Below are 14,120 nucleotides of genomic sequence, written 5' to 3'. Positions count from 1 at the left end.
CGGCCGGCCAGCGATTTTCCGCGGGCGCCGCCGGGCGGGTGCGCGGTGGTCAGCGGACGTCTCCGGCTCCCGCGGGGCGGAGGGGATTTGCGGCCCAGGGGTTCCATGAAGTGATTACCGATGAACTAACTCTTCTGGAACAAGTTGGCGAAAGGCCCAACCGGGATCCCCGTTTCGCGGTCCTTCCCTAGAGCAGGGGGCCGCCTCGCGCCATCAGGAGGGGAGTGCGAAGCGGCCCCGGGGGAGACCAGGCAGGACCGGAAGACCAGGGGACACGGGGACGGATGCACATCTCATTCCTGATTCACAATGCCTACGGGATCGGGGGGACGATCCGGACCACGTTCAATCTGGCCCGGACGCTCGCCGAACGGCATGACGTCGAGATCGTGTCCGTGCTGCGGCACCGCGACGACCCGGTCTTCGACCTGGGTCCCCGGGTCGCGCTGCGGCATCTCGTGGACCTCAGGGAGAGCAGTCCGGGCCATGACGGCGCCGATCCCGAGCACGCCCGTCCCGCCAGGGTCTTCCCCGCCGCCGAGGGCCGCTACGACCAGTACAGCGAGCTCACCGACCGCCGGATCGCCCAGCATCTGCGCCGGACGGAGGCGGACGTGCTGGTCGGCACCCGGCCCGGCCTCAATGTGCACATCGCCAGGCAGGCGCGCCGCGGCCCGGTGCGGATAGGCCAGGAGCACCTCACCCTGGACACCCACAACCGGGCGCTCAAGCTGGCGCTGCGCGGTGCCTATCCACGCCTCGACGCGGTCACCACCGTCACCGAGGCCGATGCCGACGCCTACCGCCGGACGCTGCGGCTGCCCGGTGTGCGTGTCGAGGCGGTGCCCAACAGCGTGCCGGCGCCCGCTCTCGCGCCTGCCGACGGCAGCGGCAAGTGGGTCGTCGCGGCCGGCCGGCTCGCCCGCGTCAAGCGCTATGACGTGCTCATACGGGCCTTCGCCCAGGTCGCCGCCGAGCGGCCCGACTGGCGGCTGCGGATCTACGGCGGCGGCGCCGAGAAGGCCACGCTGCGCGCCCTGATCGACGAACTCGGCCTGTACAACCACGTCTTCCTGATGGGCCCGGCCAACCCTCTGGAGCCGGAGTGGGCCAAGGGCTCGATCGCCGCGGTCTCCTCCAGCCTGGAGTCCTTCGGGATGACCATCGTCGAGGCCATGCGCTGCGGTCTGCCGGTCGTCGCCACCAACTGCCCGCACGGGCCGGGCGAGATCATCGACGACGGGGTGGACGGCAAGCTGGTGCCGGTCGGCAATCCCGAGGCGCTGGCCGGCTCGCTGCTGACGCTGATCAACGACGACGCCGCCCGCAAGCGGATGGGGGTGGCCGCGCTGGCCTCGTCGGCGCGCTTCGATCCCGCCACGGTCGCCGGGCGCTATGAGGCGCTCTTCGGGGAGCTGCTCGCCCGCAGGCGCGAGCGCCGATGGCACAGCAGCCTGCATCGCGCCCGCGGAGCCCTGCTCAGCGGCGCTTACGCCACCAAGGATGCGGCCCGCGCCGCGCTGAGAGGGGTGCGGACGGTATGACGGCGCCGAGCCAGTTGACCGTGACCGGACACGAGACGAAGGAGTCCTCCGCCATCGATCAGGAACCCATGGCTCCGGCGAGCTCCAGACCGGAGAGGCCCGAGCGGCCGGGCGAGCGGGGCGGCGAAGCGGCTCCGGTGGAGCTGCGGGCCGACTGCATCGCGGACTCCGCGGGCGGCCTCACCTTCGACCTGAACGCCCCTCAGGACACCCACACCACCTGGAGCGCGGCGCTGGTCCTGCGGCTGCGCGGCGGCGACGGCGCGGACGACGAGGTACGGCTGCCGCTCGGGCCGAACGGCGCCGGACGGCTGCGCGCCGTTCTGCCCAGCACCGTCGCGCTCGCCGAGGGCCGCTGGAACGCCTACGCCGACCTCGGCGACGGCCAGGACCCCCGGCGCCTGCTGCCCGGCGTCAACGATCTGCGGTCGCTGGTGGACCGCCGGCCGCTGGCGGGCATCGGCCGGCTCGGTGTGCGCATCCCGTACGCGACGAAGTTCGGCAACCTCGCGCTGCGCAGCTGGCTGCGCGGCCCGCACGCCGAAGCCGGTGACATTCTTGTCGCACCCGACGGCATGACGGTCTCCGGCCGGCTCTACGGTGCCGTCCCGGCCGCCGGCGCCCGTGCGGAGGCCCGTGCGCGCCGCAATCCGAAGTCCCCGGAGACGGCACCGGCCACGGTGACCGTCCCGCTGACCGTCGAGGGCGCGGACTTCACCTTCACGCTGCCCTACGCGGAGCTGGCCGGCCGGTGGCAGCACGGCAGCGAGCCGTGGGACCTGTGGCTGCGCCTCGCCGACGGCGCCCGGTCGGTGCGGATCGCCCGCCTCCTGGACGATGTCGCCGACAAGAAGCAGGTGTTCAGCTACCCGGCGCTGCCGGTGCCGGCCGCCGCGGGCGAGCTCAGGATCGGCCCGTATTACACGCTCGACAACGACCTGGCCCTACGGGTCGCCGGGCCGGCCGAGGACTGACGGGGCACCGGCTGCGGTCCCGGTCCGATATCGAGGACCGCAGCTGTCCGCAAGGGCTGCGAAACTCGGGCCATGTTGGAGACCTCGGCACGTCTGCTCCGTCTGCTCTCCCTGCTACAGGCCCACCGGGAGTGGTCCGGCGCGGAGCTCGCCGACCGGCTCGATGTCACCCCGCGCACGGTGCGCCGGGACATCGACCGGCTGCGCGAGCTGGGCTACCCCGTCCACTCCGCGCCGGGGACGGCCGGCGGCTACCGGCTCGGCGCGGGCGCCGAACTCCCGCCGCTGCTGCTGGACGACGACGAGGCGGTGGCGGTCGCGGTCGGGCTGCGCACCGCCGCGGCCGGTGGTGTCGACGGCATCGAGGAGGCCTCCGTACGGGCGCTGGCGAAGCTGGAGCAGGTGCTGCCGCACCGGCTGCGGCGCCGGGTCGGGGCGCTGACCGCCTTCACCGTGCCGATCCTCGACGCGGGCGGCCCCCGGGTGGATCCGCACACCCTCACCGAGCTCGCGCACGCCTGCCGGGACAGCCGGCGGCTCCGCTTCGACTACACCACCCATGACGGCAGGGCCTCCCGCCGCACCGTGGAACCGCTCCGCCTGGTCTGCGCCCGGCGCCACTGGTACCTCGTCGCCTGGGACGTGGACCGCGACGACTGGCGCACCTACCGTGCCGACCGGATCACCCCCACCCCGCCGCACGGCCCGCGTTTCGACCCCCGTACGCCACCGGCCGAGGACCTCGCCGCATATGTCTCCCAGGGCATCTCCACCAGGGCCTACGCGACCCGGGCCACCGTGCTGCTGCATGCCTCGCTGGAGCAGGCCGCGGCGCGCATCAGCCCGGCGGCCGGAGTGCTCGAAGCGGTCGACGAGCAGCACTGTCTGCTGCGCACCGGGGCGCACAGCCTCGACCTGATGGTGCTGCACATCGTGCTGACCGGCTTCGACTTCGAGGTCCGGGAGCCGCCGGAGCTGCTCGGCAAGGTACGGGAGGTCAGGGACCGGCTGGACCGGGCGCTGGTACCGCCACCGGCTGCTTCCCCACCTCCGGGTGGTGCAGATCGAACGCCGGGGACTCGGAGCGGATCCTCGGCAGGGTCGTGAAGTTGTGCCGGGGCGGCGGTGAGGAGGTCGCCCACTCCAGGGACCGGCCGAAGCCCCACGGGTCGTCCATGGTGATCCTGACGCCGTGGTGGGTGGTCTTCCAGACGTTGTAGAGGAAGGGCAGCGTGGACAGCCCGAGCAGGAAGGAGCCGATGGTGGAGAAGGTGTTCAGGGCCGTGAAGCCGTCGGCGGCCAGGTAGTCGGCGTACCGTCGGGGCATGCCCTCCACGCCCAGCCAGTGCTGGACGAGGAAGGTGGTGTGGAAGCCGGTGAACAGCGTCCAGAAATGGATCTTTCCCAGGCGCTCGTCGAGCATCTTGCCGGTGAATTTCGGCCACCAGAAGTAGAAGCCCGCGTAGGTGGCGAAGACGACCGTCCCGAAGACGACGTAGTGGAAGTGGCCGACGACGAAGTACGAGTCGGTGACGTGGAAGTCCATCGGCGGTGAGGCCAGGATGACGCCGGTCAGCCCGCCGAACAGAAAGCTCACCAGGAACCCGATCGACCAGAGCATCGGCGTCTCGAAGGACACCGAGCCGTGCCACATGGTGCCGATCCAGTTGAAGAACTTCACCCCGGTCGGCGCCGCGATCAGGAACGACATGATGGAGAAGAACGGCAGCAGCACCGCCCCGGTCACGAACATATGGTGCGCCCAGACCATCACCGACAGCGCCGTGATGGCCATCGTCGCGCCGATCAGCATGACGTAGCCGAAGATCGGCTTGCGGGAGAAGACCGGGATGATCTCCGTGATGATGCCGAAGAACGGCAGCGCGATGATGTAGACCTCGGGATGGCCGAAGAACCAGAACAGGTGCTGCCACAGCAGCGCCCCGCCCCACTGCGCGTCGAAGACCACCGCCCCGAACTGCCGGTCCGCCTCCAGCACCAGCAGCGCGGCCGCCAGCACGGGGAAGGCCATCAGCACCAGGATCGACGTGAAGAGCACGTTCCAGGTGAACACCGGCATCCGGAACATCGTCATGCCGGGCGCCCGCAGCACGATGATCGTGGTGATGAAGTTGACGGCACCGAGGATCGTGCCGAATCCGGCGAGCGCCAGCCCCATGATCCACATATCGGCGCCGATGCCGGGGGAGCGGACCATCGAGTTGAGCGGGGCGTAGGCCGTCCACCCGAAGGCCGGGCCGCCGTACGGCGTGAGGAAGCTGCCCAGCACGATCAGCCCGCCGAAGAGGAACAGCCAGTACGAGAGCATGTTCAGCCGCGGGAAGGCCACATCGGGCGAGCCGATCTGAAGCGGCATGATCTCGTTCGCGAAACCGGCGAACGCGGGGGTGGCGAACAGCAGCAGCATGATCGTGCCGTGCATGGTCACCGCCTGGTTGAACTGCTCGGCGTCGATGATCTGGAGCCCGGGACGGGCCAGCTCGGCGCGCATCACCATCGCCAGCAGACCGCCCACCAGGAAGAACCCGAACGCGGTGATCAGGTAGAGGTGCCCGATCTTCTTGTGGTCGGTGGTGGTCAGCCAGTCCACCAGCACCGAGCCGGGGTGCCGCGCCTCGGGGGGCCGGATGTGCGCCCGGTCGGCGTCCGTAACCATCCGCTGCACCTCGTTCGTCGAAGGTGGACTGGGGCCCGGCACATGATGCTCGCGCGGGGGACGCAGGGCGAGAGGGCGCTCCGGTCCGTTCCGGTGGCATCCGGCGGGCGGTGGACGGCGGGGCCGGGAGAGCGCGGGGCCCGGTAAGCGAGGTGATGGGCGATGTGCGGAAAATGTGTGTGGAGTGTGTCTCGTTGGCCAATTTCCGGTCGGCCGATAAAGAGCGTCGGGTAATGCGAATCCGGAACTGACAGGGGATTGTTTTCGGACGGCGTGTCGCGTTGACCGGACCGAACGGGTCCGTTCCGTCTTCGATCAAGGCGGAATTGCGGCCGATTAATTTTCCACCCGGTTGCGCCGTCACGCGGCGCGTACGGGTGACGGAAGTTCCGGCGAACGCGCGCACGTTCGCTGTGACACAAGTGTGACCAATGCCGGACCGGGAAGTCACCGGGGCATGCGGGGGCGGGCCTTCCACGGGCCGTCGCGGGCGCCTACGGTGGCTGTCATGGACGTACCGAACCTCCCCGACAACCCCCAGGACGACATCGAGGCGTATGTCGGTCTCGCGCAGCAGGACGCCGAGGAGCAGGCGAGAGCGCGCGGCTGGACCACGGTCCGCTCGCTGCCGCCGGGCGCGATCATCACGATGGAGTACCTGGCCGGCCGGCTCAACTTCGAGGTCAAGGACGGCGAGGTGCACCGCACCTGGCAGGGCTGACCGCAGCTGTCGACGACGAAGGCCCCGGCCGCTCCTGGGAGCGGCCGGGGCCTTCGGTGCGGGGTTGAGGGTGTGTGCGTACCGGCCCCGCGGCTGGTGGGGCGGTCAGCCGCTCCCGTTGCGGCCGCGCCCGGACGTCGGGCTCAGCGGCGAGGTGCGCGGGACGCGGTCCGCGTGCGGCGGCCGCCGGCTGCCCGCCGGGGTGGCCGGCGTGCGCTCCGAGCGGATGGAATACGGGCGCGACGGGTGGTGCGGCCAGCCGTCCGGGGTGTGTCCGGTGGCCGAGCGGCCGCCCGTCCCGGCGGAGATCGTCTCGCGTACGAGGACCTCGCCGTCGGAGGCGAGGCGCTGCCGGGAGACTCCCGGGGCCAGCGCGCCGGCCGGCAGCGGGCCACGCAGTGAATCGGGGCGCAGCCGCAGCCACAGCCGCAGCAGGATGCCCATGAGACGGTCCTCGAACCAGGTGATCGCCGGCTCCAGCCAGGGCATCGCCAGCAGCACCAGCAGCCCCGCGGCCCAGCCGAGCAGCACATCGCTGACCCAGTGGGTCCCGAGGTAGACGGTGGTCATGCCGACGCCCAGCGCGCCCAGCGCGGCGATCACCGACAGCGTGCGGCGGCGCAGCGAGGTGGTCGCCAGGTAGGCCAGCACGCCCCAGGTGACCACGGCGTTCGCGGTGTGACCCGAGGGGAATATGTCGCCGTCGAGCCACATCTCGTTGGCGCCCACCACGGTCGCGTAGTGCGGGCCGAGCCGGCCCATGCCGAGCTTGGCGGCGCCCACGGTGATGTTCAGCAGCAGCAGTGAGGCGCCGAGCACCAGCAGCGGGTGGAGGTTGCGCTGCCGCCAGCAGCGCCAGCCCAGCCAGGCGGCCACCGCCACCGCGGTCGGTCCGCGCTGCCCCAGCACCACGAAGTAGTCGAGGAAGGCATGGATCTCCGGCCACTGCTTGTAGGGCCGGAAGAACATGACCTGCCAGTCGAACGTGACCAGCCATGAAGTGGCCAGCACCCCGGCCACGATCGCGAAATAGACCGCCAGGGTGCCCCAGAACAGCCACATGCGGGTCGGGGTCATGCTGGGCGGTCGAACGCGATCGGTGGGGCGCTCCTCCATCTGGTCGAGCTTGTCATCGGTACGCACTCAATCGACGTTACCGCGTGTGATGTAGGTGCTTGGTCAAACTGTGCGCTTTGTAATGACGATGTGATGTGGAATGTGTCTCAATCGAGGCTTGGCCGCAGGGATTTGGAAGGGAATTCCCGGCGATTTTCCATCGGCTCCGCGCATGCGCGTGTCGTCACCCTGAGCGCCTTATCTTCTTTTCCCCTCCGGAGTTTATCGGCTATTCGCTCATGGGTAGCGTGACGTTCCCTCGCCGGCAGTGCTCACGGAGCGGACTCGATCGATTACGCGGAGTGTCGACGGGAGGTCATGGCGGGCCCGAACCGTTCAGCCAGAACGCCCCGTAGACCGCGGAGCCCACCGCCGTCACCCCGACGACCAGCCAGGTCCACACCGGGCGTCTTCGCGCGAGCGCCACCGCCAGGGGCAGCAGCAGCGGGTAGGCCGGCATCATCAGCCGGGGCTTGGACCCGAAGTAGCCCTTGGCGGTCAGCGCGAGCACCAGCACCGCCCCGCCGTAGACCGCCAGCGGCAGCGGCTGCCCCTGCCGCACCCCGTGCACGTGGAGCCAGATCACCAGTCCGACGCCGACGACCAGTGCGAGTCCGGCCGCGAACGCCGGCCCCGACAGCTGGTGCCGGACGAAGGAGCCGAACGCGATCCCCCCGTCGAAGCCGTTGCCCCAGCCTTCCTGGACGTCGAGATAGCCGGTGAACGAGCCCTGCCGCGCCCCGACCCACAGGAAGTAGCCACACCAGCCGAGCGGTGCGAGCAGCACACCGGGCAGCATCCCCGGGTGCCGGAGCGGCGCCGTGCGCAGCCGTGCCCCGCCGGCCCGCTCCCGCCACAGCGTCACCGCCGCGGTGAGCCACACGGCCACCACCACCGCCGCGCCCACCGGCCGGGTCAGCCCGGCCAGCGAGGACAGCACCCCCGCCCACACCCAGCGCTCCGTGAGCACGGCGTACAGACTCCAGGCCGCGAGCGCGGTGAACAGCGCCTCCGAGTACGCCATCGACTGCACGATCCCGACCGGCAGCGCGGCCCACAGCGCCGCGAGCGCGACCCCGGCCCGCGGCCCGTGCAGCCGCTCTCCGGTCGTGTACAGCGCCCAGGCCGCACCCAGCGAAGCCAGCCAGGCCACCAACAGCCCGGCGTCGGCGGGCGACAGCGTCGTGAGTGCCGACAGGCCGCGCTCCAGCCAGGGGAACAGCGGGAAGAAGGCCAGGTTGGAGTGCACCTCGCCGGTGGGCAGCGTGACGGTGTAGCCGTAGCCCTGCTCGGCGACCCGGGTGTACCAGAGCGCGTCCCAGCGGGCGGCCAGCAGGGTGTGCCAGTTCTTGCCGTCGGCCGCCGACCAGAGGGCGAGGGCCACGATGCCCAGCAGCCGGATCGCCGCGTACGCCAGCAGCGCGGGCGCGGCCCGGCGCAGCGCGGCCCGTACGACGGATCCGTCGTACGGGGTCCGGCCGGGAACGGCGGCGGAGGCAAGATCGTTCATCGGGACGATTATCCAGGTGGCCGAAGAACGACTGCCGACGGCTGGTGGGGGAACGCATGGCGCTGCGATGAGCGTCTCATCGTGAGGTGAGCCACGCGGCACGCCACGGGACTCGCGTAGTCTGAGCGTCTTAACTCGCCCGTGCCGCCGGTTCGCCCGGGGCGTTTTCGCGCCCTGTTCCGTGGCCGCGAGAGCATGACTGGAGGTGCTGCATGTCCGGGACGACCACGTCCGGCAGTGGACGGACGGCTGGTGTTCCCCGGCTTTCACGTGGTGGTGCGAACCGCTGGACCGTGCTGATCGTGCTCTGCGTCAGCCTGCTCTTCGTCGCGCTGGACACCACGATCCTGTACGTCGCCGTGCCCTCGGTCACCGAGGACCTGCGACCGGGACCCGTCGAGCTCCTCTGGATCGTCGACGTCTATCCGCTGATCGCGGCCTCACTGCTGATCCTCTTCGGCACCCTCGGCGACCGCGTCGGCCGCCGCCGCGTCCTCCTTCTCGGCTACGGCCTCTTCGGCCTGGCCTCGGCCGCCGCCGCCCTCGCGCCCAATCCGCAGATCCTGATGGTCGCCCGCGCCCTGCTCGGCATCGGCGGCGCCATGATCATGCCGGCCACGCTGTCGATCCTGCGGCAGGTCTTCCCCGACCGGCGCGAGCGCGCGGTCGCCATCGGCGTATGGAGCGCGGTGGCCGCGGTCGGTGCCGCGGTCGGCCCGGTCCTCGGCGGCTTCCTCGTCGAGAACTTCTGGTGGGGCTCGGTCTTCCTCATCAACATCCCGATGATGGCCGCGATGCTGCTGATAGGGCGGTGGCTGCTGCCGGAGTCGCGCGGTGAGCGCAACGGCCCCTGGGACGTGATCGGTGCGATCGTCGCGGCGCTCGGTGTGCTGGGGATCGTCCTCGGCGTGAAGCGGATCGGCAGCGGTGCGGCCGTGGTGGGCCCGACCACGCTGCTGCCCATCGTCCTCGGCGTCCTGCTGCTGGTCCTCTTCGTCCGCCGCCAGCGCCGCCGCAAGGACCCGCTGATCGATGTGCGGCTGTTCGCCCGGCCCGCGTTCGGCACCTCCGTCGGCTGCATCGTGCTGGCCATGCTCGCCCTGGTGGGCCTTCAGCTGATCGCCGTTCAGTACCTCCAGCTCGTCCTCGGACTGAGCCCGCTGGAGACCGGACTGCGGATGCTGCCGCTGGTCTTCGCCGCGATGGCCGCCGGCCTCACCGGCTCGAAGATGCTTCAGGTCCTGGGCCCGCGCGCGATGGTCTCCCTCGGCTTCGTGCTGACCGCTGTCGCGGTGCTCTGTCTGACCGCGATGAGCTCTCAGGACTGCCTCTGGCTGCTGTCCCTGGGCTTTGTGCTGCTCGGCTTCGGTTTCCAGTCCACGCTGTTCGGTGCCTACGAGTCGATGCTCAGCGAGGCGCCCGCCGAACAGTCCGGCGGTGCCGCCGCGATCGGCGAGACCTCCTACCAGCTCGGCGCCGGTATCGGTGTCGCCCTGCTCGGCAGCGTCATGAACGCCGCCTACGCCCCGGGCCTGAACCACGTCGACGGCGTCCCCGCACGGGCCTCCGCCTCGGCGGCGCACTCCCTCGGCGAGGCCTACAAGGTTGCCGCCGGTCTGGACGGCCCCGCTCGCGCCGCTCTGCGGGAGGCCGCCCGGGACTCCTTCGTCCGCGGGCTGCATGTCACCCTCGTCGCCAGCGCCGTGCTGCTGCTGGTCGGCGCGGGGATCGCACTGCGGCTGCCGCGCCGGGCGGCGGACTCCACGGAGCGTGCGGAGGCGGACGGTGAGCCCGCCCCGGGTGAGGGCGCCGGCCGTGGCAGCAGCGAGCCCGCCCCGGCGAACTCCGGCCGCTGACCCCGGCTCTCCTCCCGGGTGTCCCTGCCCCGCCGCGCGGCGGTGACCCTTGCCGCGCGGCACCGCGGCCCGTACCGTCGGAAGCGCAAATAACTACCACTGCTAGTTTTTCGCGCTGATCCGCCGGAGGCCCCGCCATGTCCGCACCGCCGTCCTCGACGCTTCCGCCGTTCGACCCCAGCGACCCCCTGGGCCTCGACGATCTGCTGACCGACGAGGACCGCGCCGTACGGGACACCGTCCGCCGGTGGGCCGCCGACCGGGTGCTGCCGCAGATCGCCGACTGGTACGAGCGCGGCGAACTCCCCGGCATCCGCGAACTCGCCCGTGAGCTCGGCTCCCTCGGCGCGCTCGGAATGTCCCTGACCGGCTACGGCTGCGCGGGCGCCTCCGCCGTCCAGTACGGTCTGGCCTGCCTGGAGCTGGAGGCCGCCGACTCCGGTATCCGCTCGCTGGTCTCCGTCCAGGGCTCGCTCGCCATGTACGCGATCTGGCGCTTCGGCTCCGAGGAGCAGAAGCAGCGGTGGCTGCCCGCAATGGCGGCCGGCGAGATCATCGGCTGCTTCGGCCTGACCGAACCCGACCACGGCTCCGACCCCGCCGCGATGCGGACGTACGCCAAGCGCGACGGCGGGGACTGGGTGCTCAACGGGCGCAAGATGTGGATCACCAATGGCTCGGTCGCCGGTGTCGCGGTCGTCTGGGCACAGACGGACGACGGCATCCGCGGCTTCGTGGTCCCCACCGGCAGCCCCGGGTTCTCGGCCCCCGAAATCACCCATAAGTGGTCCCTGCGTGCCTCGGTGACCAGCGAACTCGTCATGGACGACGTACGGCTGCCGGCCGACGCGGTGCTCCCCGAGGTCACCGGACTGCGCGGCCCCCTCGGCTGTCTCAGCCACGCCCGCTACGGCATCGTCTGGGGCTCCATGGGAGCCGCGCGCGCCAGCTTCGAGGCGGCGCTGGACTACGCGAAGACACGGGAACAGTTCGGCAAGCCGATCGGCGGCTTCCAGCTCACCCAGGCCAAGCTCGCCGACATGGCGGTCGAACTGCACAAGGGGATCCTGCTGGCCCATCATCTGGGGCAGCGGATGGACGCGGGGCGGCTGCGCCCCGAGCAGATCAGCTTCGGCAAGCTGAACAACGTACGGGAGGCGATCGAGATCTGCCGCACGGCCCGGACGATTCTCGGTGCCAACGGGATCTCGCTGGAGTACCCCGTCATGCGGCATGCGACCAACCTCGAATCGGTGCTCACCTACGAGGGCACCGTCGAGATGCACCAGCTGGTGCTGGGCAAGGCGCTCACCGGCCTGGACGCCTTCCGGTGAGCGGCCTCGCCCGTTGAGCGGGGCACTGCCTCAGCCGGGGGCCGGCGCGCCGGTAGCTGCCGCCGCGGGCCCCCGGACCTCCGTCCGGACACCCGTCGGCCGGCTCAACTCTGGTTGAAGAAGCCGCCGTTGCGGTGGCCGCGGGCCTCCCCGCTGACCACCTTGTAGTCGGCGGGGGTCAGCAGGAACACGCGGGTGGCGACCCGCTCGATCGAACCGCGCAGACCGAACGTCAGGCCGGCCGCGAAGTCCACCACCCGCTTCGCGTCGGAGGACTCCATCGCCGTCAGATTGACGATCACCGGCACGCCGTCCCGGAACAGTTCGCCGATGCCGCGGGCGTCCCGGAAGCTCTCCGGGGAGACCGTGGCGATGCGGGTGCCCTGGTCATGGGCGGCCTCGTCGGCCACTCGGACCCGGGGGTCGGTGACCCAGGGGCTGTCGCCCGAGTCACCGGCATCGGGTCCCTCGGCGTAGTCGTCGTCGTAGTAGCGCTCGTCATCACTGTCGTCGACGAGGCCAAGCCAGGCACTCGCCTTGCGCACCGATCCCATTGACGCCTCCTCTCACCCGCGGTCTCTGCGTGTCCGCCCCTATCGTCGTTCATGAGGCGGAGGGTGTGCCAAGTGGATAGCCGCCGCACGGGGGGTTCGTGACACATCTGGTGCAAAGAGGGTGGCGCAGCATCAGCTTACGCGCCCCGTAAGGAAACTGACAGTACGACGAACATCACGGTCGGTACTCTATCGGGTGAGCGGGGCCGGTGCGGGCAAGAAAACGGAGCTGACCCCCGGGTCGGTTCGCGCACGGGACCAGGGCAAATGCCAATGGACTCGGCGGAGGGGCACGGGGTGGCCCGATGATCGGGAGACTGGCCCATCGGAGGGGTGTTGACGCTGCGGCGGATTCCGACCTGTGTCCACCGGACCCCCTTCCCTCGAAAGTTGAGCGAGCCGATTGTCCGACGATGGCAGCCGGAGCGCGGCATTCCGGGTGGGTTTCACGCCCCCCGGCCGGGGGGTCGGGCGCATCATTCGCGCCACGTTTCACCGCCTGCCCGGACCGCGGTACCGAGGAGGTCCGCGGGCGGGGCGGAACCGTATCGTCCGCTGATTCGTCCCATCCGCGACCGAGGGGGTCAGCGCCGCCCCGGCAGTCGTCAATGTGGCTGCCGGGGCGGAGTTTTTGGGCGTGGTGGGGGGAGTGCGGGCGGGTGCCGGGCGGGAGACGTTGGTGCGGACCTCTTGCGCCGCGGGGGTGGTGCGCCCGAGACTCCGCTCAGCGCTTGTCAGGGGCACGCCGAAAATGAACGTGCGGATTCTTGCGTGCCCTTTGGCTGCGCCTCACCGGCCGCCCACCGGCGGCCCCCGATCCCCTCGGAGGAATCAGTGAGGAACGAGCGCACCACCCCCCGCAGCGGCGTGGCGAGACGCACCCGGCTGATCGCCGTGGCGTCCGGACTGGTGGCCGTCGGTGCCATCGCCATCCCGAACGCCCACGCACAGAACCCCGCTCCCGCACCGAAGTTCAGCGCCGCCCAGCTCTCCGCCGCCGGGAACGCGGTACGCGCCGCGGATGTCCCCGGCACCGCCTGGCGGGTCGACAGCGCGACCGGCACCCTGGTCGTCACCGCCGACCGCACGGTCTCCCGGGCGGAGATCGCCAAGATCGAGCGGGCCGCGGGCAGCAATGCCGACGCGGTCCGGATCGACCGCATCGCGGGCACCTTCCGCAAGTTCATCTCCGGCGGCGACGCCATCTACGCACCCAGCTGGCGCTGCTCGCTCGGCTTCAACGTCCGCAGCGGCAGTACCTATTACTTCCTGACGGCCGGTCACTGCACCGACGGCAACCCGCCGTGGTACACCAACTCCTCGCACACCACGAGCATCGGCCCGACCGCCGGCTCCAGCTTCCCCGGCAACGACTACGGCATCGTGAAGTACACGAACTCCTCCGTGGCCCACGCCGGCATGGTCGGCAGCCAGGACATCACCAGCGCCGGCACCCCGAGTGTCGGCCAGTCGGTCACCCGCCGGGGCTCCACCACCGGCATCCACAGCGGCAAGGTCACCGCCCTGAACGCCACCGTGAACTACGGCGGCGGCGACATCGTCTCCGGCCTCATCCAGACCACGGTCTGTGCCGAGCCCGGCGACAGCGGGGGCCCCCTCTACTCCGGGACCAAGGCGCTCGGCCTCACCTCCGGTGGCAGCGGTGACTGCACCTCCGGCGGTACCACGTTCTTCCAGCCGGTCACCGAGGCGCTCAGCGCGTACGGCGTGAGCGTCTACTGACGCCGGCCGGCTGAAGTCCGTACGGCCCGGGATCGCGCGGCCCCGGGTCCGTACGGCGGGAACCCCGCACGAACGCCGGACCTGGCTCCGG

11 protein-coding genes are annotated in these 14,120 nt (G+C 70.9%); 7 read left to right on the top strand and 4 right to left on the bottom strand.

The genetic code is table 11. The annotated features are described in order from the left end of the window. Positions 1-284 precede the first annotated feature (284 nt). The 3 genes from CP981_RS08705 (at position 285) to CP981_RS08695 (ending at position 3,625) form a co-directional block, all read left to right on the top strand. On the top strand, positions 285-1,544 hold the full coding sequence (locus CP981_RS08705) for a glycosyltransferase family 4 protein (RefSeq protein ID WP_085924248.1): 1,260 nt from the start codon (positions 285-287) through the stop codon (positions 1,542-1,544). Further along, on the top strand, positions 1,541-2,518 hold the full coding sequence (locus CP981_RS08700; protein WP_085924249.1) for a hypothetical protein: 978 nt from the start codon (positions 1,541-1,543) through the stop codon (positions 2,516-2,518). Before CP981_RS08705 ends, CP981_RS08700 begins: the two co-directional genes overlap by 4 nt. A 72-nt stretch (positions 2,519-2,590) precedes the next feature. Then, the gene (locus tag CP981_RS08695; RefSeq protein WP_085924250.1) at positions 2,591-3,625 is read left to right on the top strand and encodes a helix-turn-helix transcriptional regulator; all 1,035 of its coding nucleotides are present in this window, start codon (positions 2,591-2,593) and stop codon (positions 3,623-3,625) included. Here the strand turns inward: CP981_RS08695 and ctaD are convergent. Next, positions 3,516-5,195 (bottom strand): aa3-type cytochrome oxidase subunit I, encoded by a 1,680-nt coding sequence (gene ctaD, locus CP981_RS08690; protein ID WP_085924251.1) that lies wholly within the window; start codon positions 5,193-5,195, stop codon positions 3,516-3,518. The two genes, CP981_RS08695 and ctaD, sit on opposite strands and share 110 nt — an antisense overlap. A 508-nt stretch (positions 5,196-5,703) precedes the next feature. Here ctaD and CP981_RS08685 point away from each other — a divergent pair. Further along, positions 5,704-5,916: an I78 family peptidase inhibitor gene (locus tag CP981_RS08685; RefSeq protein ID WP_018087928.1), complete on the top strand. Its 213-nt coding sequence runs from the start codon at positions 5,704-5,706 to the stop codon at positions 5,914-5,916. Between the two features lie 105 nt (positions 5,917-6,021). Here the strand turns inward: CP981_RS08685 and CP981_RS08680 are convergent, their stop codons facing one another. Continuing rightward, positions 6,022-7,059: a phosphatase PAP2 family protein gene (locus tag CP981_RS08680; RefSeq protein ID WP_208852914.1), complete on the bottom strand. Its 1,038-nt coding sequence runs from the start codon at positions 7,057-7,059 to the stop codon at positions 6,022-6,024. 289 nt (positions 7,060-7,348) lie between these two features. Beyond that, entirely contained in the window at positions 7,349-8,542 is a 1,194-nt protein-coding gene (locus CP981_RS08675) for a glycosyltransferase family 39 protein (RefSeq protein ID WP_085924253.1), read from the bottom strand. Positions 8,543-8,754: 212 nt separating this feature from the next. Between CP981_RS08675 and CP981_RS08670 the strand changes: the two genes are divergently transcribed. Next, positions 8,755-10,398, top strand: a complete 1,644-nt coding sequence (locus CP981_RS08670) for an MFS transporter (RefSeq protein WP_085924254.1) — start codon at positions 8,755-8,757, stop codon at positions 10,396-10,398. 137 nt (positions 10,399-10,535) lie between these two features. Continuing rightward, a complete protein-coding gene (locus CP981_RS08665; RefSeq protein ID WP_085924255.1) occupies positions 10,536-11,732 on the top strand; it encodes an acyl-CoA dehydrogenase family protein in 1,197 nt (398 codons plus the stop codon). A gap of 104 nt (positions 11,733-11,836) precedes the next feature. Here the strand turns inward: CP981_RS08665 and CP981_RS08660 are convergent, their stop codons facing one another. Further along, complete coding sequence (locus tag CP981_RS08660; RefSeq protein ID WP_085924256.1) at positions 11,837-12,286, bottom strand: cell division protein SepF; 450 nt, start codon at positions 12,284-12,286, stop codon at positions 11,837-11,839. Positions 12,287-13,120: 834 nt separating this feature from the next. Here CP981_RS08660 and CP981_RS08655 point away from each other — a divergent pair. After that, positions 13,121-14,029, top strand: coding sequence for a S1 family peptidase (locus CP981_RS08655; protein WP_085924257.1), 909 nt, complete (start codon positions 13,121-13,123; stop codon positions 14,027-14,029). The last annotated feature ends 91 nt before the right edge of the window (positions 14,030-14,120 follow it).

It is taken from the genome of Streptomyces platensis (assembly GCF_008704855.1).
GTDB lineage: Bacteria > Actinomycetota > Actinomycetes > Streptomycetales > Streptomycetaceae > Streptomyces > Streptomyces platensis.
This window is presented reverse-complemented; position numbering and strand designations above follow the sequence as displayed.